Here is a 24,236-nt window from a genome sequence, read left to right as displayed (position 1 = left end):
GATTTCAGCAAGCCAGATCCGCAACCACCGCGTCGAGGATCAGCATGCCGGACGGCGTGCAGCGCAGCCGTGAATTGCCGAGCCGCTCGATGAAGCCGTGTTCCAGCAGCCGCTCCTCGCGGATCGGGTCCGGGTCCCGGCCGGTAAGCTGCTGCCAGCGGGCGAGATCGACGCCTTCTCGCAGCCGCAGGCCCATCAGCAGCAATTCGTCGGCCTGTTCCTCCAAGCCGAGGATTTCTTCGTCCAGCATGCCGTGCCCGACACGCTCCACCTGTTCAAGCCAGGTTTCAGGACGCCGTTCTGTGGAGGTGGCGATCTTGTTTCTGCCGCGCATCAGGCGCCCGTGGGCGCCGGGTCCGATGCCCGCATAATCGCCGTAGCGCCAATAGGTCAGGTTGTGGCGGCTTTCAGCACCAGGGCGGGCGTGATTGGAAACCTCGTAGGCCGGCATGCCGAACCGCCCGGTAATTTCCTGCGTCGCCTCGTAGAGCGTTGCCGACTGCTCTTCATCCGGCACGATCAGCTTGCCGGCCTTGTGCAGGCCATAGAAGGGCGTGCCTTCCTCGATGGTGAGCTGGTAGAGCGACAAATGGTCGACCGCGTAGGATATAGCTTCCTTCAGTTCCGCTTCCCAGGCCTCGACCGTCTGTTTCGGCCGGGCATAGATCAGGTCGAACGACATGCGCGGAAAGATCTCCCGCGCCAGCCTGATCGCCCTCAGGGCATCGGCAACGTCATGCAGCCGACCGAGGAATTTGAGGTCCGGATCGTTGAGTGCCTGCACGCCGAGCGAGACACGGTTGACGCCGGCAGCACGATAGCCGCGGAAGCGGGTCGCCTCGACGCTGGAGGGATTGGCCTCCATGGTGATCTCGATACCGTCAGGAACATGCCAATGCCTGGCGATGCCGTCTAGGATCGCCGAGACCGTGGCGGGATCCATCAGCGACGGCGTGCCGCCGCCGAGGAAAATGCTGGTGACGGTCTTCGGCCCGCTCATGCCTCGCATCACCTCCATTTCCTTCAGGAAGGCGGCGGTGAAGCGCGGCTGGTCCACCGGCTGGTGGCGCACATGGCTGTTGAAGTCGCAATAGGGGCACTTCGCCGCGCAGAACGGCCAATGCACATAGATGCCGAAGCCCGGTTCGCCGGTATCGGGCAGAAGGGTATCGGGAAGGAGAGGGGCGGCTGAATTCAAAGCGCCTCAAGCCTCCAGGCAGGTTTCGACGAAACGCTTGAAGGCGCGCGCGCGGTGCGAAAGCGCTTCCGGCTCGCCGGGTTTCCAGCCATGTTTCTGATCACTGCTCATTTCACCGAAGGTAATATCATAGCCCCGCGGTTGGAAGACCGGGTCATAACCAAAACCCTGGGTGCCGCGCGGCGGCCACACCACCGTGCCTTCCACCTCGCCACGGAACATTTCCGTGTGTCCATCCGGCCAGGCGAGACACAGCACGCTCACAAAGCGGCAGCTACGCTGCTCCGGCCTTGTTGCACTGCGCTCCTCCAGCGCCTTCTCGACCTTTTCCATCGCCATCTGAAAGTCGCGGCTGCCGTCCTCACGCTCCGCCCAGTTGGCGGTATAGACGCCCGGTGCGCCGTCGAGCGCGTCGATGACGATGCCGGAATCATCCGACAGAGCCGGCAGTCCGGAGGCTTTGGCGGAGGCGAGCGCCTTGATCGCGGCGTTTTCCTCGAATGTCGTGCCCGTTTCGTCCGGCTCTTCGAATTTCAGCTCGGCGGCGGATTTCGCGGAAAAGCCGAAGGGACCGATCAGCTCTGCAATCTCGCGAATTTTTCCGGCATTGTGGCTGGCGACGACGATCGTTTTCGTATCGAGCTTGCGCATGATAATTCCTATTCGATATTCCAGAGCCTCGGCTCTGCGCATTCCAGGCTGTTGCCGGCCGGATCGCGGAAATAGATTGAGCGGGCACCGTTCGGCCAGCGGAAATCGCTTTCGATGGCAATGCCTGCCTTGTTGAGCTTTTCCTTGAGCAAGTCAATCGCTTCGCTCGTCATGCGAAAGCAGATATGCCCGGGTCCCGTCGCACCATGGGGCGGAACCGGCAACGCACCGGCCGGTGGTGGCTTCACCGTCTCGGCAGGATTGAAGATCAGCAGGATGCCCGGCCCGCAGCGGAAGAACACATGCCTGTTGCCGGCGCGCAGAACCTTTTGAAGGCCGAGAATGCCGCCGTAGAAGGCCTCGGCGGCATCAAGATCGTCAGCATAAAGTGCGGTTTCGAGAATGCCTTCGATCAAACAGCACCTCTTTCAGCGAGTTTCAGGCGATCGCCTGCTTCTGCATCGCCACCAGTTCCTGCGTGCCGTCCTGAGCCAGTGCCAAAAGCTTCAGGAATTCCTCCTGGCTGAAAGGCTTGCCCTCGGCCGTGCCCTGCACCTCGACGATGCCGCCGGAGCCGGTCATGACGAAATTGGCGTCCGTCTCGGCAGCCGAATCCTCGATATAGTCGAGGTCGATTACCGGCTGGCCGGCAAAGATGCCGCAGGAGATCGCCGCGACATGGTCCTTGAGCACCTTGTCGACCTTGGTCATCGAGCGCGCTTCCATCCACTTCAGGCAGTCGTAGAGCGCAATCCAGCCACCGGTGATCGAGGCCGTGCGCGTGCCGCCATCCGCCTGGATGACGTCGCAGTCGATGGTGATCTGCTTTTCGCCGAGCGCTTCGAGATCGATGACGGCGCGCAAGGAGCGGCCGATCAGGCGCTGGATTTCCTGGGTGCGGCCGCCCTGCTTTCCGGCAGCGGCTTCGCGCTTCATGCGGTCCCCTGTAGCGCGCGGCAGCATGCCGTATTCGGCGGTCACCCAGCCCTTGCCGCTGTTGCGCAGCCACGGCGGCGTCTTTTCTTCCAGGCTCGCGGTGCACAGCACATGGGTGTCGCCGAACTTGACGAGGCAGGAACCTTCGGCATGTTTGGAGAAATTGCGCTCGAACGAGACCTTGCGCATCTGGTTCAACTGTCTGCCTGAAGGCCGCATGCTTCACTCCCTGGATTTCTGTTTTCGCCTTCTACGGCTCCGGCCAAGCTTTTGCAAAGAAAAAGGCCTAATGCGTGTACAGTAGTCGATTGTGGCTGCGGTGATTTTCCCTTTGGAGAAGGGGCGGCGAATGACTATATTTTGTGAAACATCAACGGAACGGTGAAGGTTTAGATGGGATTTTCGGCATCGACGGGTAGGGACAGCGGCTCTGTGCTCGATGACCGTTCGCGCGAAATTTTCCGCCGCATCGTGGAAAGCTATCTGGAGACCGGCGAACCGCTCGGCTCCCGAAATCTTTCCCGCCTGCTGCCCATATCGCTTTCGCCGGCGTCGGTGCGCAATGTGATGAGCGATCTCGAGGAACTCGGGCTCATCTACTCCCCGCATATCAGCGCCGGCCGCCTACCGACCCAGTCGGGGCTTCGCTTTTTCGTCGATGCCTTCATGCAGGTCGGAGACCTCTCCGCCGAGGAGCGTGCCAATATCGACCGGCAGATTCGGGCTGCGGATCGCGATCAGCCGATGGAAAGCCTGATGGCGGAGGCGAGTCGCATGTTGTCGGGCGTCTCGCGCGGCGCCGGGATCGTCATTACCACCAAGAGCGACCCGGTCCTGAAGCACGTCGAGTTCATCCGCCTCGAGCCGACCAAGGCGCTTGCGGTGCTCGTCGGCGATCATAACCAGGTGGAAAATCGTATCATCGAACTTCCGGCCGGCGTGACGTCGTCGCAGCTGACCGAGGCGGCTAATTTCCTCAACGCCCACCTGAGCGGCCAGACGCTTCCGGAACTGCGCGGCCAGCTGAAGACGCTCAAGGATCAGGTGCAAGGCGAGCTCCATGCGCTCTCGCAGGAACTGGTCGAGCGCGGCCTTGCCGTCTGGTCCGGCGACAGCGAGGAAGGCAAGCCGACCCAGCTCATCGTCCGCGGCCGGGCCAATCTGCTCGAAGGCCTGGCGGATGTGGCCGATCTCGATCGCCTGCGGTTGCTTTTCGACGATCTCGAAAAGAAGGACAGCCTGATCGAGATCCTCGATCTCGCCGAGAAGGGACCGGGCGTGCGAATCTTCATAGGCTCGGAAAACAAATTGTTCTCCCTGTCGGGCTCGTCGCTCATCGTCGCGCCCTATCGTGACGGCGAAGACCGGATCGTCGGTGCCGTCGGCGTCATCGGGCCGACGCGGCTCAATTATTCGCGCATCGTGCCGATGGTGGATTACACTGCGCAGCTGCTTGCCAGGCTGTCGCGCTGAATTCGCGACGGAGCCGCCCCAACTTTCCCAGCAAGCCTTGATTTTTTCACTTTAAACCTCGATATCGGGCACAAATCCAAGCCCGTAAATCCAAGCCAAGAATAACCGGAGACCGTCATGACCGACGAAACCAACAAGAACGGACCTGACGCAACTGCCGCGGAGAACACGGTTGAAGCTGTTGCATCTGCTCTTGAGGACGCGGCCAACCAGAAAAATGCCGAGGCGCCTGCCGCCGAACCGGATCCGCTGGAATTGCTGAAAGCCGAAAATAACGAGCTGCGCGACCGCTTCCTGCGGCTGGCAGCCGAAATGGACAACCTGCGCCGCCGCACCGAACGCGAAATCAAGGACGCCAAGTCCTATGCGGCGGCCGGCTTTGCGCGCGATATGCTCGCCGTTTCGGACAACCTGCGCCGGGCGCTGGACGCCGTGCCGACCGAAATGCGCGCCACGGCAGATGCCTCGCTGACCACGCTCCTGGAGGGCGTCGAGATGACCGAGCGCTCCATGCTATCGGCGCTGGAACGCCACGGCGTGAAGAAGATCGATGCGGAGGGCCAGAAGTTCGATCCGAACTTCCACCAGGCCATGTTCGAGATTCCGAACCCTGCTGTTCCGAACAATACCGTCGTTCAGGTCGTCCAGGCCGGTTTCACGATCGGCGAACGCGTGCTGCGCCCCGCCATGGTCGGTGTTGCAAAGGGCGGCCCGAAGGCGGAAGTCTCCGCGGAAGCTGCCGGCGAGAAGAACGCCTGAAAGCTTTGAAAAGCGGGCGCCAGCCCGCTTTTCGCTTTGCGCCGGACGCTCAATCGGGGCTTCGCGGCCCTGACGGCAAGCGTCCCTGCACCAAGTCCCCGTAGATCTTCCCGTTAAAACGGCTGCATGCAAACAAAACCGCCCGGCGCTTTGTCAGCGGCCGAGCGGCTCGTTTCGTCCCCACGAATGTGTATGCGGTCAGGCGGCGTGGTTTGCCTGCTCCTCATTGAGGAAGGCATAGATCGCCGAAGCGGAATCCGTCTTGCGCAGCTTGGCGACAAGGTCCTGGTCGCGCAGGACGCGGGCGATGCGCGACAGCGCCTTCAGGTGGTCGGCGCCGGCGCCTTCGGGTGCGAGCAGCAGGAACACCAGATCGACCGGCTCGTCATCGAGCGCTTCGAAATCGACCGGCGCTTCAAGGCGTGCGAAAATACCCTTGATCGACGAGATGCTGTTGAGCTTGCCGTGCGGGATGGCGATGCCGTGGCCGACGCCGGTGGAACCGAGCCTTTCGCGCTGCAGGATGATGTCGAAGATTTCTCGTTCGCTCACGCCCGTCAGCTTGGAAGCCTTGGCCGCCAGCTCCTGCAATAGCTGCTTTTTGGAATTTACCTTTAGGGCAGGAATAATCGCATCTTGCTGCAGCAAATCTGCCAATGCCATTCTCGTCATCCTTCGTGCCGCAAGAGCTTGTGCCCTAGGCGAAGGGGAGCGCCGTCTCCGACGCTCTCCCCAGGTGTCAGTTCTTGATATTGGTGGAATCGATCCAGCCAATATTGCCGTCATTGCGGCGATACACAATGTTCAGATGTTCCTTGCCGGGGCTGCGGAACAGAAGAACAGGTTCGTCAGTCATATCAAGTGCCATGACGGCGCTTGCGACCGTCATCGTCTTCAACTGCTTCGAACTTTCCGCGACAATGGTCGGCGCGAAATCCTCGGGCACTTCCTCCCCTTCATCCGGTACGCTGTCCATTACAGTGTAGGCAATTTCCTCATAACCATTCACATGGTTGCCGGCATGATGATCCTTGAGCCGCCGCTTGTAGCGGCGCAGACGTTTTTCAATCCGCTGTGCTGCGGCGTCGAAACTGATCTGCGGATCATTCGCCTCGCCAGCCGCATGCAGGACGATCCCGGTATCGAGATGCACCTTGCAGTCGGCAGAAAAGCGCGAACCAGCCTTTTCCACGATGACTTGGCCTGAATAGCCTCCGTCGAAGTATTTTGTAACCGCTTCTCCGATTTGCTCCTCGATCCTTTGACGGAACGATTCGCCAATTTCCATATGCTTACCGGATACACGCACACTCATGGAGTTCTTCCTTCTTGTCGTGACTTGCGTGTTCCAGTCTACGCCAAGCCGTCCCCTCATCCAAGCCGTTCACACGCCATCGCGCTAAATTGCTGCAATCGGTGCCTGTCTGGATGATGGGATAGGTTTCGTGCCATGTCCCGTGCAGTTGCGGCGGGCTTCTAGCGCCCGATGTTTTAAATGTCAACGGTGGCCGGTCTCGGGATTTCTACGTAGGCCTGTGGAAAACCGCCTGTTTCGGCCGCGTTTCAGTATGCCCCAACCCCGGCGATCGCACGCTTTTCGCGGCGGCGCTGAACGGAGGAGGGGATGTTCATCGCCTCACGGTATTTGGCGACGGTCCGGCGCGCAAGTTCGACGCCGCCGCGTTTCAGGCTGATTACGATATCGTCGTCCGAAAGCACCGCATCCGACGTCTCCTGAGCGATGAGCAGGCGAATCCGATGGCGCACGGCCTCCGCCGAATGGCTGTCGCCGCCTTCTTCTGCCGAGCCGATCGACACCGTGAAGAAATATTTGAGTTCGAACAGGCCGCGCGGCGTCAGCATGTATTTGTTGGAGGTGACGCGGCTGACCGTGGATTCATGCATCTTGATCGCTTCGGCAACGGTCTTTAGGTTGAGCGGCCGCAGGTGATCGACGCCGTGCATCAGGAAGGCATCCTGCTGGCGGACGATCTCGGTCGCCACCTTCATGATCGTCTTGGCCCGCTGGTCGAGGCTGCGCGTCAGCCAGTTGGCGTTCTGCATGCAGTCGGAAAGGAAATTATGATCGTCGCCGTTTTTCGGGCAGTTCTTGGACACCGTCTGGAAATAGGTGTGGTTCACCAGAACGCGCGGCAGGGTGTCCGGATTGAGTTCCACCATCCAGCCACCGTCGGGTGATGCCCGCACGACGATATCCGGTGAAATCGTCTCCGACATGCCGCGCTCGAAACCCGCGCCGGGCTTCGGGTTGAGGCCGCGAATTTCCCCCAGCATGTCGATCAGGTCTTCGTCGTCGACACCGCAGATCTTCCGAAGCGAGGCGAAGTCGCGTTTGCCGAGCAGATCCAGATGTCTGATCAGTGCATCCATGGCCGGGTCGAGCCGGTCCTTTTCCCGAAGCTGGATTGCCAGACATTCGCTGAGCGATCGCGCAAAGACGCCCGGCGGATCGAGCGTCTGCAGCGAGTGCAGGATGGCTTCCACATTCTCGGCGCTTCTGCCGAGGCGGGCGGCAATCTCCTCAATGTCGCCCAGCATGTAACCGGCCTCGTCGAGCTGATCGACGAGATGCTGAGCAATCAGGAGGCTGGCCGCATCGATGATCAGGAAGGGGATTTGCTGATTCAGGTGGTCGCGCAGCGTCACCTGGCCGGCGACGAAATCATCCAGGTCGTAGTCTTCGCCGGACTCGCCGCCCGGCATCGATTTCCACTGGCTGAGCAGCTCCGGCGCATCGGCGCGCCGCACCGGGCCGTCGTCCGGGAAGACGTTTTCGAAGCCCGTATCGAGCCCTTCGCCGAGCCTCTCGGCGCTGATGGAGGAGGAGCCCTCATACCAGTCGCTATCGACTTCGGCGGCTGCCGAACTGTCGCGGCCTTCGGTCGGGGCAAAGTCGTCGGCGGTTTCGAAGCCTGTTTCCGCGTCGTTTTCGCTCTCGCTTGACGTAATTTCGAGCAGCGGGTTCTTTTCGACTTCCTGGGCGATGAACTGGTTGAGCTCGAAATGCGTCATCTGCAGCAGCTGGATGGATTGCATCAGCTGCGGTGTCATCACCAGCGATTGGGTTTGGCGTAGGAAAAGATTAGCGGATAAACCCATGGCGGACGCGAAACTCCCCTGCAATCCCCTTGAACCACCCGGTCATGGAGTGGTGGACGCTCGACTTCGCCGAGCCCCACAAGGCCAAATTTGCATCTGGCACAAGAATTGCTTTTTTGAAAGATTTGGTCAAGCGCTGCAGTGCGGGAAAGTAAATTTCTTTGTCACGCTGCAACGACCAATTCGCGCCTAGAGGCTGAATTTGTCACCGAGATAAAGACGGCGAACATCGGGGTTGTTGACGATATCGTCTGCCCGGCCATGCGTCAGCACTTCGCCCGCGTGGATGATGTAGGCCCGGTCGATCAGCCCCAGCGTCTCGCGGACGTTGTGGTCCGTTATCAGAACGCCGATCCCCCGCGCCGTCAAGTGGCGTACGAGGTTCTGAATGTCGGAGACCGAAATAGGATCGACGCCGGCAAAAGGTTCGTCGAGCAGCATGAAGGCCGGGTCGGTCGCAAGCGCCCGGGCGATTTCGAGGCGTCGGCGTTCACCGCCGGAAAGCGCCACGGCCGCCGATTTTCGCAGCTGGCTGATGTGGAACTCTTCCAGCAGCTCGTCGAGCTTGCTCTCCCGCTTGTCCCTGTCGGGCTCGTGCACTTCCAGCACCGCGCGGATGTTTTCCTCGACGGTCAGGCCGCGGAAGATCGAGGCTTCCTGCGGCAGATACCCCACGCCCAGGCGGGCGCGGCGATACATCGGCATGTGGGTGACTTCGTTGCCGTTGATCGCGATCATGCCTTCGTCCACCGGCACCAGGCCGGTGATCATGTAGAAACAGGTCGTCTTGCCCGCACCGTTCGGCCCGAGCAGCCCGACGGCCTCGCCGCGGCGCACGACCAGTGACACGCCGTTGACGACGCGACGGGTATCGTAGGTCTTCGAAAGACCATGCGCGACCAGCGTACCTTCGTAGCGCGCTTTATCGCGTACGACGAAGGGTTCGGGCGCGGACGGCTTCCTTGCCGACAGACTGGGGAGGAACGGTATTTTCACGTTAAATGTCTATTATTGCTTTGGTCGCGATTTCGGGTCGAGCAGGATTTCCACACGCCCGCCACAGGCGTCGAGCTTGGCTTGGCCGGTTTCCATCAGTACGGTGAGTTTGCAACCCTTGAAGACGTTGGGGCCTTCCGAGAGCACGACCTGCTTGCCGGAAAGCACGAAGGTCTGGGATTTCATGTCGAACTCGCCTTTCTCGGCGGTCGCCTGCTGCGTTCCCGAGGTCAGGAATACCGTCTCGTCAAGAAAGATCTTGTCGATATTGGCGCTGCCTGAGGTCACCGAACCACCTTCACCGGTATAAAGAACCGTCATCTTGCCGGCCTTCATCGTGGTCGTGCCCTGCACGACCTGGACGTTGCCGGTAAAATAGGCCTTCTTTTCCTGCTCCTTGATCTCGAGCTGGTCGCTCTGGATCTGGATCGGCTGGTCGCCGGAAAGCTTCAGGCCTTCCATCTGGCTGGTGGTGGTCTGGGCATGTGCGGTCGCTGCCAGACAGGAGATAAATCCTGCCGCGATCAGAACTGCGGTATTGCGTGTAAGAAGGCGGCGATTGATCATGACGGCCGGGCTCTACTTGCCTTGGTTGCGGATGGTGGCTGGATCGAGATGGAGGCGAACCTGGCCCTTGAAGGTGATGGTACGCCCCTTATCCGTTATCTTTAAAGACTCTGCAACAATAGAGCCTTCTTTCATGGAGATATCGACGTGCTCGGGTGATTCCATCACACCCGCGTTGATATCGAGGTGCGCGGACTTGAAGCGGGCGGTGATCCCGTTGCTCATATTGACGTCGAACGGGGAGTTGAGATCGAGCATGTCGGTGCCGCGGTCGAAGTTGGCGGCGGTCGCGGTCACCCGCGCGATCACGTCGTCATTGACCGGTACGGCGGCCTTGACGTCCTCGAGCGTGATCATGTTCGAGTTCTGGATATCCTGCAGCGCGCGGTTGGCGGTCATCGAGTAGCTGATGCCGTCCTTGTTGCGGCCAGAGATCGCCGGCCGTTCCATGACGATCTTGCCGTTTTCGATCCGGGCGTTTTCAATCGAGAGGTTCTCCGGCAGATAGGCGCGGATGATCGAGACCCCGATGAAGGCGGCCGAAATCACGCCGGCCAGGATCGGCAGCAGTATCTTGAGCCTGCGCACGATCGTGGAATGCGCCAGCGCCGCCTGATAGGCATCCGGGCGCGGCTCCAACGCCGACGTAAAGCCTGCCGTTTTTCGAATATGCTGCAGCATGAGTGCCGGATAGTTCCTTACTAGCCCATCTTCGTTCTCATCCCGGTTGTGCCGGATGGAGCGGTTGCGAGCTTTGCTTTGTCCGCCAATATGGTTTTGATTCAATCAACAAACAATAATGGACAACATAAAAACGTGATGTGGTCTGCTGCAAAACACGCTAGAGAGCCTATTTAGCAACGGCGGTTCAGCTCGAAGGGTGATTTTATGGATCAAATGGCAATTGCGGACCGGCGTTCCCTGCGCCGCAAGCTGAGTTTCTGGCGGGTCGTCGCACTTGTTTTCCTCGTTGGCATCGGATTCGCGCTTTACCGTGTCGTTGCCGGTGAGGGTGCCGGATCTGCGGTGCCGCATGTCGCCCGCATCGAAATCTCCGGTATGATCACGGATGACAAGGATCTGCTGGAGCGCCTCGACAAGATCGCCGAAAGCAGCCAGGCCAAGGCGCTGATCGTCTCGATCTCTTCGCCGGGCGGGACGACCTATGGCGGCGAGCGCATCTTCAAGGCGATCCGGAAGGTTTCCGAAAAGAAGCCCGTCGTTTCCGATATCCGCACCTTGGCCGCCTCTGCCGGCTACATGGTCGCCATGGCTGGCGACCAGATCGTCGCGGGCGAAAGCTCGATCACCGGATCGATCGGGGTGATCTTCCAATACCCGCAGATCGACGAGGTGATGAAGAAGATCGGCGTCTCTCTGCAGGAGATCAAGTCTGCCCCGCTGAAGGCCGAACCATCGCCCTTCCATCCGGCAAGCGAGGAAGCCAAGACAATGATCCGCAACATGGTCATGGACAGCTACGCCTGGTTCGTCGATCTCGTTGCCGATCGCCGCAAGCTGCCGCGCGACGAGGTTCTTAAGCTCGCGGACGGCACGATCTTCACCGGCCGCCAGGCTCTCAGCGCCAAGCTTGTCGACAAGCTGGGCGGCGAGGAGGACATCCGCGCCTATTTTGAATCACGCGGCGTTTCCAAGGACCTGCCGGTCGTCGACTGGAAGGAGCGTAATTCCTCCTCGTCCTTCTGGTTGGCGAGCGCCGTCAGCGAGTTGTTCAAGCTCTCCGGTTTCGGCCAGACAATCACTCCCGATGCCCTTCGCACCTTCGGCGCAGACAAGTTGTTTCTTGACGGTCTTGTCTCCGTTTGGCAGGTTGGGCGCGGTTGAAAATCTAAACTTTTCAGGGGGCAACCGTGATCAAGTCAGAACTGGTGCAGATCGTCGCGGCTCGCAATCCGCATCTCTACCACCGCGACGTCGAGAACATCGTGAATGCCGTGCTCGACGAGATCACAGATGCCCTGGCAGGCGGAAATCGTGTCGAACTGCGCGGCTTCGGCGCGTTTTCCGTGAAGAACCGCCCCTCCCGGTCCGGCCGCAATCCGCGCACCGGCGAGAGCGTTTTCGTCGAGGAAAAATGGGTTCCCTTCTTCAAGACAGGCAAGGAACTGCGCGAGCGCCTGAATCCGGGTCTTGACGACGAAGAGGACTGATCCTTCCGGCGCGGTTTGCGCTGCCCTTGAAACCCCATAAAGCGCGCCTATTCTGCAACAGATGCTGGTAAACAGCATGCAGTCTGCTGCCGGAGAATCCTATGGACAAGTTCAAAAAGATCGTCTCGCTCGTGGTTTTCGTGCCGCTCGGCATAGTGCTGATCGTGCTCGCCGTCGCGAACCGCCAGATAGTCACCCTGGCGCTCAATCCCTTCCGGCCGGAAGACGGCATACTGGCGGTGAGCGCACCGTTTTTCCTGTTCCTGTTCCTGGCCTTGCTGATCGGGATGTTCATCGGCTCGTTCGTGACCTGGTGGAGCCAGGGCAAGCACCGCAAGCAGGCTCGCGTCGAAGCGCGCGAAGCAGTCCGGTGGCAGAACGAGCACAAGGCCGTCGTCGCTGGCCGGCCGGCCTCGACCCAACTTCCTTCCAGGTGAATTGAGGCGCGAGCTGAATCAGGCTTGCGCGGCCTTGGCGACCACAGCCTTGTTGAAATCCGCGAAGAACTGGCCGGCGAGTTTCTGCGACGTGGAATCGATCAGCCGCGAGCCGAGCTGCGCGATCTTGCCGCCCACCTGAGCCTTGGTGGAGTAGCGCAGCAGTGTATCGCTGCCGTCTTCGACCAGCGTAACGGTCGCTGAGCCCTTGGCAAAACCGGCGATGCCGCCCTTGCCCTCGCCCGATATCGTGTAGCTTTCCGGCGGGTTGATGTCGGAGAGTGTCACTTCGCCGGAGAAGTTCGCCGAAACCGGGCCGACCTTCAACTTGACGGTCGCGGAGAGCTCGGTCGGAGACTTCTGTTCGAGCGTCTGGCAACCCGGGATGCACTGGCGAAGGATTTCCGGGTCGTTCAACGCCGCCCAGACCACGTCGCGAGGTGCTGCAATACGTTCTTCGCCGCCCATGTCCATGTGATGATCCTCCGTCCATCGTTGCCAGACTTATTGCAAGGGTGGTGATCTTTGCCAAGGGGGACAAAAGGCGGACAGCCCGGGTCATCAATAAAACACGCCGCCATCGGCTCCCCGGCTTTGAAGAATGGCGAGCAAATGCTATCTGCTGCCGCAAGTCTCAAAATCCAGGCGGATGAACGTATTGAAGAACAAGGAAAGGCGGCCGGGTGAAAAAACCCGGAGCGAGGCGGGCAACCGGTCCTCCCGCGGGCACGCCACCGCAAAACCGGCGGCAGTTAGGCAGGCCCCACGGCCGCCGGAAAGGGCCGCCAAACCCGCGCCGGCCGCAGTACCGGCGGAAACCCGTCCGCTTTTGCCGCGCAGCGGCGAGCGGCCGCCCGAGCGCGTGCCGATCATTCTCGAATCGTCCGGTGCCGGTGATTTTCACCTGATCGATAGCGGCAACGGGCTCAAACTCGAGCAATACGGCCCTTATCGCATCGTCCGGCCGGAAGCTCAGGCGCTCTGGCAACCGTCTCTTCCCGCCCACGTCTGGGAAAAGGCGGATGCGCTCTTTACCGGCGACACGGACGAGGACGGCATGGGCCGCTGGCGGTTCACCAAGGAAGCGCTGGGCGAAACCTGGCCGCTGTCGCTACTCGGCACCGATTTTCTCGGCCGCTTCACGTCCTTCCGCCATGTCGGCGTCTTCCCGGAGCAGATCGTTCACTGGGAGTGGATGAAGAACCGCATCGAGGAGGCGAAGCGGCCGGTGAAGGTGCTCAACCTGTTCGGCTACACAGGCGTCGCATCGCTGGTCGCGGCGGCTGCCGGGGCGGAAGTCACCCATGTCGATGCCTCCAAGAAGGCTATTGGCTGGGCGCGGGAAAACCAGTCGCTCGCCCGCCTCGACAAGGCGCCGATCCGCTGGATCTGCGAGGATGCGATGAAGTTCATCCTGCGCGAGGAGCGTCGCGGCAACCGCTACGACATCATCCTCACCGATCCGCCGAAATTCGGCCGCGGCCCGAACGGCGAAGTCTGGCAGCTTTTCGATCATCTGCCGCTGATGCTCGACATCTGCCGCGAACTGTTGTCACCGAAGGCGATAGGCCTGGTGCTGACCGCTTATTCCATCCGTGCCAGCTTCTATTCCATCCATGAGCTGATGCGCGAGACGATGCGCGGCGCCGGCGGCGCCGTGGAATCGGGCGAGCTCGTCATCCGCGAGGCGGGGCTGGACGGCAAGACGCCGGGCCGCGCGCTTTCCACTTCCCTTTTCAGTCGCTGGGTACCGGCATGAACGACGATTTTCACAAGTCCGGACCTCGGCGGGTCGGCCAGGTGAAGGAAGTCACCTCGCTTTCCAATCCGATCATCAAGGACATCAAGGCGCTCACCAACAAGAGGGACCGCGAAGAGAGCGGCACCTTCATGGCCGAAGGCCTGAAGCTCGTCATCGACGCGCTGGAGCTCGGCTGGGAAATCCGTACGCTGGTCTATGCCAAGGCGGCCAAGGGCAAGACGCTTGTCGAGCAGGTGGCGGCAAAGACCGTCGCCCATGGCGGCCTGGTGCTGGAAGTCAGCGAGAAGGTACTCTCCTCGGTCACCCGTCGCGACAATCCGCAGATGGTCGTCGGCATTTTTGAGCAGCGCTGGAAAAGGCTCGACGATCTGAAGCCGGGCAGGGACGAGACGCTGGTCGCGCTCGACCGCGTGCGCGATCCCGGCAATCTCGGCACCATCATCCGCACCGCCGATGCGGCAGGCGCGACCGGGGTAATCCTGGTCGGCGAATGCACAGACCCGTTTTCGCTGGAAACCGTGCGTGCCACCATGGGCTCGGTCTTCGCGGTGCCGGTCGTCAAATGTTCGCCGGAAGAATTCCTGATCTGGCAGAAGCGCTCCGGCACCCAGGTCGTGGCGACCCATCTCGCAGGCGCCGTCGATTATCGCACCGTGGATTATTCGAAAAAGCCGGTCGTGCTGCTGATGGGCAACGAGCAGTCCGGCCTGCCGGATAATCTCGCCAGGGCTGCCGATCGCACCGTTCGGATTCCTCAGCAGGGCAGGGCGGACTCGCTCAACCTCGCCGTCGCGTCCGCCGTGATGCTCTTCGAGGCCCGCCGCCATCTGCTGACCCTGGACGAGAAGAAATGACCGCACGCGTAGCCCTTCTTTCGCGGCCTCTGGTGGCTCTGATCGTCATCGTCATCGCCGTCATTCTCGATCAGGCAGTGAAGATCGCCGTCGAGAATTATCTTCCGATGCAGGAGGCGGTGCCGCTTCTGCCGGTGTTGGCGCTCTACCGAACCTACAATCTCGGCGTCGCCTTCTCCCTGCTGTCCGGCATGGAGCGGGAATTCATCGTCGGCATGCGGGTGCTGATCGTCGCCTTCGTGCTCTGGCTCTGGCGCCGCACTCCGAAGGATCGTCCTCTCGCCCACAGCGGCTTCGCGCTGATCATCGCCGGCGCGATCGGCAACCTGATCGACGGCTTCACATATGGCCACGTGATCGACTACATCCTGTTTCATACCGAGACGTGGTCCTTCGCGGTCTTCAATCTGGCGGACAGTTTCATCACCATCGGGGCAGGCCTGGTCATCCTCGACGAGCTGTTCGGCCCGAAAAAGGCCGATCAGTAAAATTTTACCTGATTGCTCTAAGGATTGGGAAAGAAACCCGGTTAGTCTTTCCCAATGCGAGATATCGCCGACATACATGCACGGATCTCGAAGGCGTTCGCGTCTCCCGCCGCGGCCGACATGGCCGAACCGGTGCCGGAAAAAGTCGTGCCCGCACTGGGGCTGCGGCAGGATGAAGAAAACAGGGCGCCGCGCGGCGTCTTTGCCGCGCTCTTTTCCAGAATATCCGCGTGGCGCCGCCAGCGCACGGTTCCCCGGCTCCAGCATGCATTGAAGAATGCGGAGGCGGCCAGCGCCGCGAAATCCCGGCAGATCGCCACCGTCGTCCATGAAATCCGCACGCCGCTCAACGGCATTCTCGGCATGACCCATCTTCTCGGCCAGACCAAGCTGACGGCGGAACAGCAGAACTATCTGAGCGGCATTCGCCAGTCCGGTTATGCGCTGGCGCAGCTAGTCGAAGACCTGCTCGACTATTCGACGCTGGAAGCCGGCCGCTTCCGGCTCAACAACCGGGCGGAGAATCTTCGCCACCTCATCGAAAACGTCGTCGAGATGCTGGCGCCGCGCGCCCACGAGAAACGCATCGAGATCGCCGCGACGATGACCGCCGATCTCCCCGACCTTCTCGATCTCGATCCGGGCCGCATCCGGCAAGTGCTTTTCAATGTCATCGGCAATGCGGTGAAATTCACCGCCCGTGGCGGCGTGCTGGTGCGGGCGGCGGTCGAAGACGGCAACGTCGTCATTGCCGTCATCGATACCGGTCCCGGCATGGCGGCCGATGAGCTGACGCGGGTTTTCGGTGAATTCGAACAGGTGGGTTCCGCCGAGGCCCGCAGCGGCGGCACCGGTCTCGGTCTCGGCATCGCCTCGCGCATTCTGACGGAGTTCGGCGGTTCGCTTTCCGTCGCCAGCCAGAGGGGGACCGGCAGCACGTTCACGATCCGCTTCCCTCTGCATTTCGCGGAAACGGCGCAATCGGGTACCGGTGAACGCAACCAGTTGCTGGCGATGTCCCGGGTTTTGCTTCTGGCCCCGGAAGGACCTGCCGCCAAGGCGACGGTCGCGACGATCGAAACGCTTGGCGGCCGCTGCCGGCATGTCGCCAACACGGCCGACGCCCAGATGCTGATCGACCGCGCCGAGACGGGCCCGCTGCCCTATACCGACCTGATCGTCGATCACCGGCTGGCCTCCGACTATGCAAATGAGAAGGCGCATGCGCCGCTCCACCGCATCCTGCTCGTCAACCCCGAGGAACGGGCTTCCCAGCCGCAGGATTTTTTCGACGCCTGGCTTATCCGGCCGCTCCGGGAAAAATCCCTGATCGACGTCTTGAGCGGCCGCCTGCGCGGCTTCGGCACGCGCGACGCCCTGAACGACAACCAGGCAATGCCCCCGCCGCCCGTTATCGAAAAACATGGTGAAGGGCTCGACGTGCTGCTCGGTGAGGACGACCCCGTCAACGCGCTGATCATCCGCTCGGTTCTTACAAAGGCCGGACATCGGGTCCGTCTCGTCGACGATTTCCCCACGCTGATCGAGACGGTACTCAACCGGGGCACGCCGCTCGATCTCATCATTTCCGACATGTACATGCCCGGAGGAGATGTTTTCAATCTCCTGGCGGCGCTGCGTGCCGAGGAGCAGGAGGGCGTCCGGCCTCTGGTCCCGGTGATCGTGCTGACAGGCGAGAGCCGCGAAGCGACGCATCGCGAGGTGCTTCTGAATGGGGCCAGCCGCGTCTTCGCAAAGCCGGTCGATCCGCTGACGCTTCTGGAGGAGGTTCGAATTTTGGGAGTTCTCTCCACCGAGCGCCAACAGGCGCGTTGACGCGATCATCCCTGGAACCTATTGTGACAGCGAATGTCACGTTCTTGTCGCAGAGAAGTGATTTAAGGCGGTGATCAAACCGGGACGGGGAGAATCACCTTGGCAATCGAACTCCTGAACCGTAAAGTGATACCTGAAACAACCCAGGCGCCGGCCTCTGCTCCGGTAAGCGGCGATGTCTTCGGCCGCATTGGCACGCTCGAAACGCGGCTTGCCCGCAGCGAGCGTGAAATCGATGCTGCGCAGGCGGTTCGCTACCGCGTCTTCGTTGAAGAAATGCACGCGACCTTGAGCCCGGACGCCATGCGCCGCCGCCGCGACGTCGACGCCTTTGACGCGATCTGCGACCACCTTCTGGTCGTCGACAACGCAATCGAGGGTGACATCGAAGATCAGATCGTCGGCACCTACCGTCTGCTGCGCCAGGAAGTGGCGCTGGCCAATAACGGCTTCTATTCGGCCTCGGAATTCGACATCGAGCCGCTGCTTGCGCGTCATCCCGACAAACAGTTCATGGAACTCGGCCGCTCCTGCGTGCTGCCGGACTATCGCACCAAACGCACCGTCGAACTGCTTTGGCAGGGCAATTGGGCCTATTCGCTGAAGCACGGCATGAACGCGATGTTCGGCTGCGCGTCCTTCCCGGGCGTTTCGCCTGAAGAGCACGCCATGGCGCTGTCTTTCCTGCACCACACGGTCTCGACCAAGGGCGATTGGGCGGTTTCGGCACTGCCGGAACTCTATCGCTCGATGGACCTGATGCCGATGGAAGGCGTCAACACCCGCAAGGCACTCTCCCTGTTGCCGCCGCTGATCAAGGGTTACCTGCGCCTCGGTGCCATGGTGGGCGACGGTGCAGTCATCGACCACGCCTTCAACACCACCGACGTGCTGATTGTCCTGCCGATTGCCTCGATCTCGGACCGCTACATCACCCACTTCGGCGCCGACGCCGGACGGTTTGCGAGCTGAGTTATCCGCTAAAATGACGGCCTCTGCCCACACGGTGAAATTACCTTACAAGCTGAATCGTTCCGTTATATCGCGCGATCGTCTCATCCGAGGTTAGCAGCAGCATGCCTTCCGAAATGCTCTGCGCGATCAGCATCCGGTCGAATGGGTCTTTGTGGATGGGAGGCAGGCCCGCCAAGGCAAAAGCGTGCCGGCTGCTCAGAGGGAGTTCTTCATATTCGTTGTCCAGCAGTTCGGAATAGAGCTGCATGACATCAACGTGGTAATCGCTCTTTCCGAGTGCGCTCTTGATTGCAAGTTCCCAGAGGCTTGCGGCGCTGAAAAAGAAACGGTGTTCGCCATCTTCCAAAAGGCGCTCGACGATTTTAGGCAACCTTGGCGACTCTTCGGATATCCACACAAGAAGGTGCGAGTCGAGAAGGATCCTCACTTGTCCTCGCCATAGAACATGTCTTCGATCTCCTTGGCGAACATCGTGTCGAAGTCGTCCGGAACTGAAATCTGGCCTTTCAGAAAGCCGATCCTACGCTTCTTCTTCGGTTCCTCTACCGGCGCTTCCTCCAGCGGCACGACCTTCACCATGGGCTTGCCGGCCTTGGCGATGACGAATGCTTCGCCGTTTGCCGCTTCTTCGACGAGGCGCGACAAATGCGTTTTGGCTTCGTGGATGTTGACGGTTTTCACGGAGCAAGTCTCCAAGTGGACTTAGTTCACTAAACTTAGTCCACCTGGGTTCTGTTTACAAGAAACTCACGTACCGGCGTTGTAGGCCGCAATTGCCGCCATGTTGACGATGTCGCTGTCCTTTGCACCCATCGAGGTGATCTGCACCGACTTGTCGAGACCGACAAGCAGCGGGCCGATCACCGTCGAAGCGCCGAGTTCCTGCAGCATGCGGGTCGAGATCGAGGCAGAATGGATCGCCGGCATGACCAGCACGTTGGCTGTGCCCGAGAGCCGGCAGAACGGATATTGCTCCATCCGGTGTGAGTTGAGCGCCACGTCCGCGCCCATTTCGCCGTCGTATTCGAAATCCACGCGGCGCTGGTCGAGAATCTTGACCGCCTCGCGAACCCGCTCCGACCGTTCGCCGATCGGTTGCCCGAACGTCGAGTAGGCAACGAGTGCGACACGCGGCTCATAACCCATCCGCTTTGCGACGCGGGCGGCTTCGACGGCGATGTCGGCGAGATCCTCGGCATTCGGCATGTCGTGGACAGCCGTGTCGGCGACGAAGATCGTCCGGCCGCGCGCGATCACCAGCGATATGCCGATCACCTTGTGCCCCGGCTTCGGATCGATGCAGCGGCGGACGTCCTGGAGGGCCGTCGCATAATTGCGGGTCGTGCCGGTCACCATCGCATCCGCATCGCCGATGGCGACCATGGTCGCGGCGAAATGGTTGCGGTCGTTATGGATAAGGCGCTGGACATCGCGATGGAGGAAGCCTTCACGCTGCAGGCGCGCATAAAGGTGGTCGATATAGGCATCGACACGATTGGAGAGGCGTGCATTGACGACCTCGATGCCGGGACGGTCGAGATCGATGCCGGCCTTTTCCGCCGTCGCGCGGATGACGTCGTCACGCCCGAGAAGGATGGCAGTGCCGAGCTTCTGGTTGGTGAAGGAAATCGCCGCGCGCATGACCTGTTCTTCTTCTGCCTCGGCAAAGACGACGCGTTTCGGGAAGCGGCGGACACGCTCGTAGATGCCTTGTGTCGTCGCGGCGATCGGATCGCGGCGGGCGGAGAGTTCTGAGGCGTAGGCGGCAAGATCGGCGATGTTCTTGCGGGCGACGCCACTTTCCAACGCCGCTTCGGCAACGGCGACCGGGATCGCCGAGATGAGGCGCGGATCGAACGGGACCGGGATGATGTATTGCGCGCCGAAACGGGGGCGGTTGCCCTGGTAGGCGGCGGCAACATCGTCGGGCACGTCTTCGCGGGCGAGATTGGCGAGCGCCTTGACGGCGGCGATCTTCATCGCGTCGTTGATCTGGCTGGCCCGCACGTCGAGCGCGCCACGGAAGATATAGGGGAAGCCGAGCACGTTGTTGACCTGGTTCGGATAGTCCGAACGGCCGGTCGCCATAATTGCGTCGTCGCGGATGCGGGCGACTTCTTCCGGCGTGATTTCCGGATCGGGGTTGGCCATCGCGAAAATGATCGGCCTGTCGGCCATGGAGCGGATCATCTCTTCGGTAAAAGCGCCCTTCTGGGAAAGACCGAACACGACATCCGCGTCCTTCATGGCCTCGGCGAGGGTCCGCTTGGCGGTGTTCACCGCATGGGCGGACTTCCACTGGTTCATGCCTTCAGTGCGGCCCTGATAGATGACGCCCTTGGTGTCGCAGAGGATGACGTTTTCCGAATTGAAGCCCATCGCCTTGATGAGTTCGACGCAGGCGATTGCCGCAGCACCAGCGCCGTTGCAGACGAGCTTGGTGGTCTTGAGGTCCCGGCCGGTCAGTTCCAGCGCATTGATCAGGCCGGCGGCGGCGATGATCGCAGTGCCGTGCTGGTCATCATGAAAGACCGGGATGTCCATCAGCTCGCGCAGGCGGCTCTCGATGATGAAACACTCCGGCGCCTTGATGTCCTCGAGATTGATGCCGCCGAAAGAGGGGCCGAGGAACCGCACGCAGTTGATGAACTCGTCGACATTTTCCGTATCGACTTCAAGGTCGATGGAATCGACGTCGGCGAAGCGCTTGAACAGCACGGCCTTGCCTTCCATCACCGGCTTCGAGGCAAGCGCCCCGAGATTGCCGAGGCCGAGGATCGCGGTGCCGTTGGAGATGACGGCCACCATGTTGCCGCGCGTCGTGTAGTCATAGGCGGTTGCCGGGTTTGCGGCGATTGCCAGGACAGGCACGGCAACGCCTGGCGAATAGGCGAGCGACAGATCGCGCTGGGTGGCCATCGGCTTGGTGGGATTGATTTCGAGTTTACCCGGGCGGCCTTCCGAATGGAAATCGAGTGCTTCCTGTTCGGTCACGGAAGCCCGCGCACGTGCGGCCTTCCCCGTGGCCTTGTCCTTAGCAGGCATGTCTCCTCCAGCTTTTTGTGGGCAGCCGTCCTCTAGGCCGCGGCAGATGTTGTCTTTCAGGTGTCTTCATCGATAGTGTCGCAAGTTCCAGCGCGCAACAAAAAATCGGTTCCGTGACCCAGTTTGAAAGATTCCCCATCGAAGCCCTGAATACTGCCGAGCTCGCCTCGGAGGAAAGCCGCGCCTCGGCGACGCCGATGATGGAGCAATATATCGAGATCAAGGCGAATAATCCGGGTTCGCTGCTCTTCTACCGCATGGGCGATTTCTACGAACTGTTCTTCGAGGATGCGGTCGATGCGTCTCGCGCGCTCGGCATCACGCTCACCAAGCGTGGCCAGCATCTCGGCCGCGAAATCCCGATGTGCGGCGTCCCGGTGCACGCTGCCGACGACTACCTGCAGAAGCTGATCTCGCTCGGTTTCCGTGTGGCCGTCTGCGAACAGATGGAAGACCCGGCGGAGGCCAAGAAGCGCGGCTCGAAATCGGTGGTGAAGCGTGACGTCGTCCGGCTGGTGACGCCGGGCACGATTACCGAGGAAAAACTCCTCTCACCTTCCGAGTCGAACTACCTGATGGCGCTTGCCCGCATCAAGGGTGCCGCCGAACCGCTTCTGGCGCTCGCCTGGATCGATATCTCGACCGGCGTCTTCCGGCTGGCGGAGACCGATCAGTCCCGGCTGCTCGCCGATATCCTGCGCATCGAACCGCGCGAACTGATCCTGCCGGATACGATGTTTCACGACGCTGAGCTGAAGCCCGTCTTCGACGTGCTCGGCAAGGTCGCGGTCCCGCAGCCGTCCGTGCTCTTCGACAGCGCCAGCGCCGAGGGCCGCATCACCCGTTATTTCGGCGTCGGCACGCTCGACGGGTTCGGCAATTTTTCGCGCGCCGAGCTCGCCGCCGCCGCGGCTGCCGTCGCCTATGTGGAAAAGACCCAGATCGCCGAACGTCCGCCGCTCGGACGCCCCGAGCGTGAAAGCGGCGCCTCGACGCTGTTCATCGACCCCGCGACCCGCGGCAACCTGGAACTGACCAAGACTTTGTCCGGGGAGCGTGAAGGCACGCTCCTGAAGGCGATCGACCGCACGGTCACCGGCGGCGGGGCTCGCCTGCTCGCCGAACGACTGATGTCGCCCCTGACGGATCCAGACCGTATCAACCGGCGTCTCGATTCCATCTCCTTCCTGCTCGAAGAGCCGTCGCTCTGCAGTGAACTGCGCTCCGGCCTGAAGCACGTGCCGGATATGCCACGCGCCCTGTCGCGCCTGGCGCTCGACCGCGGCGGCCCGCGTGATCTCGGCAGTATCCTGCAGGGGCTGGAAGCGGCCCGCGGTGTCGCGGGCTTTCTCGACAGGGCCATGCTGCCGGAGGAACTGGGGCAGGCGCTCGACGACCTGAAGGCCTTGCCGCTTCATCTGGAATCCATGCTCGGCAACATGCTGGCGCAGGAACTGCCGCTCCTGAAGCGCGACGGCGGGTTCCTCGCCGATGGTGCTCATTCGGAACTGGACGAGGTGCGGGCGTTGCGCGACCAGTCGCGCCGGGTCATCGCCGCGCTCCAGCTCCAATATGCCGAGGAGACCGGCATCAAGTCGCTGAAGATCAAGCACAACAACGTGCTCGGCTATTTCATCGAGGTGACGGCCGGAAATTCCGGCACGATGACCGATACGCCGGAGGGCAAGGCGCGCTTCATCCATCGTCAGACCATGGCAAGTGCGATGCGTTTCACGACGACGGAACTTGCCGATCTCGAAAGCCGCATCGCCAATGCCGCCGACAAGGCCCTGACCATCGAGCTCGAAGCCTTCGACAGGATGGTCGCAGCCGTGACCTCGGAGGCAGAGGCGATCAAGGCCGGCGCCCGGGCGCTGGCGGTGATCGACGTCGCGGCAGGCCTTGCCATGCTCGCCGACGAATGGAGTTATCGCCGGCCGGTCGTGGATGCCTCGCGCATGTTCGCGATCGAAGGCGGTCGCCACCCGGTGGTCGAGCAGGCACTGCGCAGGCAGTCCGTCGGCCCGTTCATCGCCAACGACTGCGATCTCTCGCCGCATAATGGCGGCGAGTTCGGCGCGCTCTGGCTGCTCACCGGTCCGAACATGGGTGGTAAATCGACCTTCCTGCGCCAGAACGCGCTGATCGCCATCCTCGCGCAGATGGGCTCCTTCGTGCCCGCGGCCTCCGCCCATATAGGCATCGTCGACCGGCTTTTTTCGCGCGTCGGCGCGTCGGACGATCTGGCCCGCGGCCGCTCCACCTTCATGGTGGAGATGGTCGAGACCGCCGCCATCCTTAATCAGGCGACCGACCGTTCGCTGGTCATCCTCGACGAGATAGGCCGTGGAACGGCGACCTTCGACGGCCTGTCGATCGCCTGGGCGGCGGTCGAGCACCTGCACGAGGCGAACAGATGCCGCGGCCTCTTCGCCACCCACTTCCATGAGCTGACCGTGCTTTCGGAAAAGCTGAACCGGCTTTCCAACGCCACGATGCGGGTGAAGGAATGGGATGGCGAGGTGATCTTCCTGCACGAAGTCGGCCCCGGTGCTGCCGACCGGTCCTACGGCATCCAGGTCGCGCGGCTTGCAGGCCTGCCCGACTCGGTGGTCGCCCGTGCCCGCGACGTGCTGACCAAGCTCGAGGATTCCGACCGTAAGAACCCCGCGAGCCAGCTGATCGACGACCTGCCGCTCTTCCAGGTCGCGGTCCGCCGCGAAGAGGCCAAGCGGGCCGGGCCGTCCAAGGTCGAGGACGCACTGAAGGCCATCAACCCGGACGATATGACGCCCCGCGAGGCTCTGGACGCGCTTTATGCGCTGAAGAAGCAGCTCAAGGCCTAGGACGAATCGACATTCATCGCAGCCAAATGATAGTGGCCACGAGATATACGAAGCCTTGGAAGTGAATGGTTCTGCGGTCGTAGCGCGTCGCGAAGCGGCGGAAGTGCTTCATTCGGTTGAAG

The 24,236-nt window shown here is 61.4% G+C and carries 25 protein-coding genes; 11 read left to right on the top strand and 14 right to left on the bottom strand.

What is annotated here, in order from left to right:
* Positions 1–4 precede the first annotated feature (4 nt).
* From hemW to rph, 4 genes are read right to left on the bottom strand one after another with little or no spacing between them, the layout of a single operon-like run.
* Positions 5–1,198: a radical SAM family heme chaperone HemW gene (hemW, locus tag C5L10_RS30870; RefSeq protein ID WP_105432813.1), complete on the bottom strand. Its 1,194-nt coding sequence runs from the start codon at positions 1,196–1,198 to the stop codon at positions 5–7.
* A gap of 6 nt (positions 1,199–1,204) precedes the next feature.
* The gene (gene rdgB, locus C5L10_RS30865) at positions 1,205–1,849 is read right to left on the bottom strand and encodes an RdgB/HAM1 family non-canonical purine NTP pyrophosphatase (protein ID WP_046630401.1); all 645 of its coding nucleotides are present in this window, start codon (positions 1,847–1,849) and stop codon (positions 1,205–1,207) included.
* Positions 1,850–1,857: 8 nt separating this feature from the next.
* Positions 1,858–2,265 carry a VOC family protein gene (locus C5L10_RS30860; RefSeq protein WP_105432812.1) on the bottom strand — a complete coding sequence of 136 codons (408 nt, stop codon included), beginning with the start codon at positions 2,263–2,265 and terminating at the stop codon, positions 1,858–1,860.
* 22 nt (positions 2,266–2,287) lie between these two features.
* Positions 2,288–3,004 carry a ribonuclease PH gene (gene rph, locus C5L10_RS30855; RefSeq protein WP_038583334.1) on the bottom strand — a complete coding sequence of 239 codons (717 nt, stop codon included), beginning with the start codon at positions 3,002–3,004 and terminating at the stop codon, positions 2,288–2,290.
* Between the two features lie 174 nt (positions 3,005–3,178).
* On the opposite strand from rph, the gene hrcA reads away from it, so the two are divergent.
* A complete protein-coding gene (hrcA, locus tag C5L10_RS30850; RefSeq protein WP_105432811.1) occupies positions 3,179–4,258 on the top strand; it encodes a heat-inducible transcriptional repressor HrcA in 1,080 nt (359 codons plus the stop codon).
* 117 nt (positions 4,259–4,375) lie between these two features.
* Positions 4,376–5,017: a nucleotide exchange factor GrpE gene (gene grpE, locus C5L10_RS30845; protein ID WP_037079486.1), complete on the top strand. Its 642-nt coding sequence runs from the start codon at positions 4,376–4,378 to the stop codon at positions 5,015–5,017.
* Positions 5,018–5,215: 198 nt separating this feature from the next.
* On the opposite strand, the gene ptsN is transcribed toward grpE, so the two are convergent.
* The 6 genes from ptsN to lptC form a co-directional block, all read right to left on the bottom strand.
* Positions 5,216–5,680 carry a PTS IIA-like nitrogen regulatory protein PtsN gene (gene ptsN / locus C5L10_RS30840; protein ID WP_038539110.1) on the bottom strand — a complete coding sequence of 155 codons (465 nt, stop codon included), beginning with the start codon at positions 5,678–5,680 and terminating at the stop codon, positions 5,216–5,218.
* 76 nt (positions 5,681–5,756) lie between these two features.
* A complete protein-coding gene (hpf, locus tag C5L10_RS30835; protein ID WP_105432810.1) occupies positions 5,757–6,332 on the bottom strand; it encodes a ribosome hibernation-promoting factor, HPF/YfiA family in 576 nt (191 codons plus the stop codon).
* A 248-nt stretch (positions 6,333–6,580) separates the two neighbouring features.
* A complete protein-coding gene (gene rpoN / locus C5L10_RS30830) occupies positions 6,581–8,137 on the bottom strand; it encodes an RNA polymerase factor sigma-54 (protein ID WP_105432809.1) in 1,557 nt (518 codons plus the stop codon).
* A gap of 189 nt (positions 8,138–8,326) precedes the next feature.
* Positions 8,327–9,133 (bottom strand): LPS export ABC transporter ATP-binding protein, encoded by an 807-nt coding sequence (gene lptB / locus C5L10_RS30825; RefSeq protein WP_371412008.1) that lies wholly within the window; start codon positions 9,131–9,133, stop codon positions 8,327–8,329.
* Positions 9,134–9,145: 12 nt separating this feature from the next.
* On the bottom strand, positions 9,146–9,700 hold the full coding sequence (locus C5L10_RS30820) for an LptA/OstA family protein (RefSeq protein ID WP_046630413.1): 555 nt from the start codon (positions 9,698–9,700) through the stop codon (positions 9,146–9,148).
* A 12-nt stretch (positions 9,701–9,712) separates the two neighbouring features.
* The gene (gene lptC, locus C5L10_RS30815) at positions 9,713–10,381 is read right to left on the bottom strand and encodes an LPS export ABC transporter periplasmic protein LptC (protein WP_046667403.1); all 669 of its coding nucleotides are present in this window, start codon (positions 10,379–10,381) and stop codon (positions 9,713–9,715) included.
* A 207-nt stretch (positions 10,382–10,588) separates the two neighbouring features.
* Between lptC and sppA the strand changes: the two genes are divergently transcribed.
* The 3 genes from sppA (at position 10,589) to C5L10_RS30800 (ending at position 12,308) form a co-directional block, all read left to right on the top strand.
* Positions 10,589–11,545: a signal peptide peptidase SppA gene (gene sppA / locus C5L10_RS30810; RefSeq protein ID WP_105432808.1), complete on the top strand. Its 957-nt coding sequence runs from the start codon at positions 10,589–10,591 to the stop codon at positions 11,543–11,545.
* A gap of 26 nt (positions 11,546–11,571) precedes the next feature.
* Positions 11,572–11,871 carry an integration host factor subunit beta gene (locus tag C5L10_RS30805; RefSeq protein WP_007759833.1) on the top strand — a complete coding sequence of 100 codons (300 nt, stop codon included), beginning with the start codon at positions 11,572–11,574 and terminating at the stop codon, positions 11,869–11,871.
* Between the two features lie 101 nt (positions 11,872–11,972).
* Entirely contained in the window at positions 11,973–12,308 is a 336-nt protein-coding gene (locus tag C5L10_RS30800) for a lipopolysaccharide assembly protein LapA domain-containing protein (RefSeq protein ID WP_105432807.1), read from the top strand.
* A gap of 18 nt (positions 12,309–12,326) precedes the next feature.
* Here C5L10_RS30800 and C5L10_RS30795 read toward each other — a convergent pair whose 3' ends face one another.
* A complete protein-coding gene (locus C5L10_RS30795) occupies positions 12,327–12,782 on the bottom strand; it encodes a carbon monoxide dehydrogenase subunit G (protein ID WP_046630421.1) in 456 nt (151 codons plus the stop codon).
* Between the two features lie 175 nt (positions 12,783–12,957).
* Here C5L10_RS30795 and C5L10_RS30790 point away from each other — a divergent pair, with 175 nt between their 5' ends.
* The 5 genes from C5L10_RS30790 to C5L10_RS30770 all read left to right on the top strand — a co-directional run bounded on the left by C5L10_RS30790 (position 12,958) and on the right by C5L10_RS30770 (position 18,220).
* Complete coding sequence (locus C5L10_RS30790) at positions 12,958–14,067, top strand: class I SAM-dependent methyltransferase (RefSeq protein WP_105432833.1); 1,110 nt, start codon at positions 12,958–12,960, stop codon at positions 14,065–14,067.
* Positions 14,064–14,924 carry an RNA methyltransferase gene (locus C5L10_RS30785; RefSeq protein WP_105432806.1) on the top strand — a complete coding sequence of 287 codons (861 nt, stop codon included), beginning with the start codon at positions 14,064–14,066 and terminating at the stop codon, positions 14,922–14,924. Before C5L10_RS30790 ends, C5L10_RS30785 begins: the two co-directional genes overlap by 4 nt.
* Positions 14,921–15,412, top strand: a complete 492-nt coding sequence (gene lspA, locus C5L10_RS30780) for a signal peptidase II (RefSeq protein WP_105432805.1) — start codon at positions 14,921–14,923, stop codon at positions 15,410–15,412. The genes C5L10_RS30785 and lspA overlap by 4 nt, the downstream gene beginning before the upstream one ends.
* Before the next feature lie 54 nt (positions 15,413–15,466).
* Positions 15,467–17,248, top strand: a complete 1,782-nt coding sequence (locus tag C5L10_RS30775; protein WP_105432804.1) for a hybrid sensor histidine kinase/response regulator — start codon at positions 15,467–15,469, stop codon at positions 17,246–17,248.
* A 99-nt stretch (positions 17,249–17,347) separates the two neighbouring features.
* Entirely contained in the window at positions 17,348–18,220 is an 873-nt protein-coding gene (locus C5L10_RS30770) for a GNAT family N-acetyltransferase (RefSeq protein ID WP_105432803.1), read from the top strand.
* 40 nt (positions 18,221–18,260) lie between these two features.
* Here the strand turns inward: C5L10_RS30770 and C5L10_RS30765 are convergent, their stop codons facing one another.
* From C5L10_RS30765 to C5L10_RS30755, 3 genes are all read right to left on the bottom strand, one after another.
* Positions 18,261–18,650: a type II toxin-antitoxin system VapC family toxin gene (locus tag C5L10_RS30765; RefSeq protein WP_105432802.1), complete on the bottom strand. Its 390-nt coding sequence runs from the start codon at positions 18,648–18,650 to the stop codon at positions 18,261–18,263.
* Positions 18,647–18,904, bottom strand: a complete 258-nt coding sequence (locus C5L10_RS30760) for a type II toxin-antitoxin system Phd/YefM family antitoxin (RefSeq protein WP_105432801.1) — start codon at positions 18,902–18,904, stop codon at positions 18,647–18,649. The genes C5L10_RS30765 and C5L10_RS30760 overlap by 4 nt, the downstream gene beginning before the upstream one ends.
* A gap of 66 nt (positions 18,905–18,970) precedes the next feature.
* Positions 18,971–21,268 carry an NADP-dependent malic enzyme gene (locus tag C5L10_RS30755; RefSeq protein WP_105432800.1) on the bottom strand — a complete coding sequence of 766 codons (2,298 nt, stop codon included), beginning with the start codon at positions 21,266–21,268 and terminating at the stop codon, positions 18,971–18,973.
* A gap of 197 nt (positions 21,269–21,465) precedes the next feature.
* On the opposite strand from C5L10_RS30755, the gene mutS reads away from it, so the two are divergent.
* A complete protein-coding gene (gene mutS / locus C5L10_RS30750) occupies positions 21,466–24,114 on the top strand; it encodes a DNA mismatch repair protein MutS (RefSeq protein ID WP_245448312.1) in 2,649 nt (882 codons plus the stop codon).
* The last annotated feature ends 122 nt before the right edge of the window (positions 24,115–24,236 follow it).

It is taken from the genome of Neorhizobium sp. T6_25, assembly GCF_002968555.1.
Taxonomy (GTDB): Bacteria; Pseudomonadota; Alphaproteobacteria; order Rhizobiales; family Rhizobiaceae; genus Neorhizobium.
Note: the sequence above shows the minus strand (reverse complement) of the source record. Positions and strands in the feature narration are given on the sequence as shown.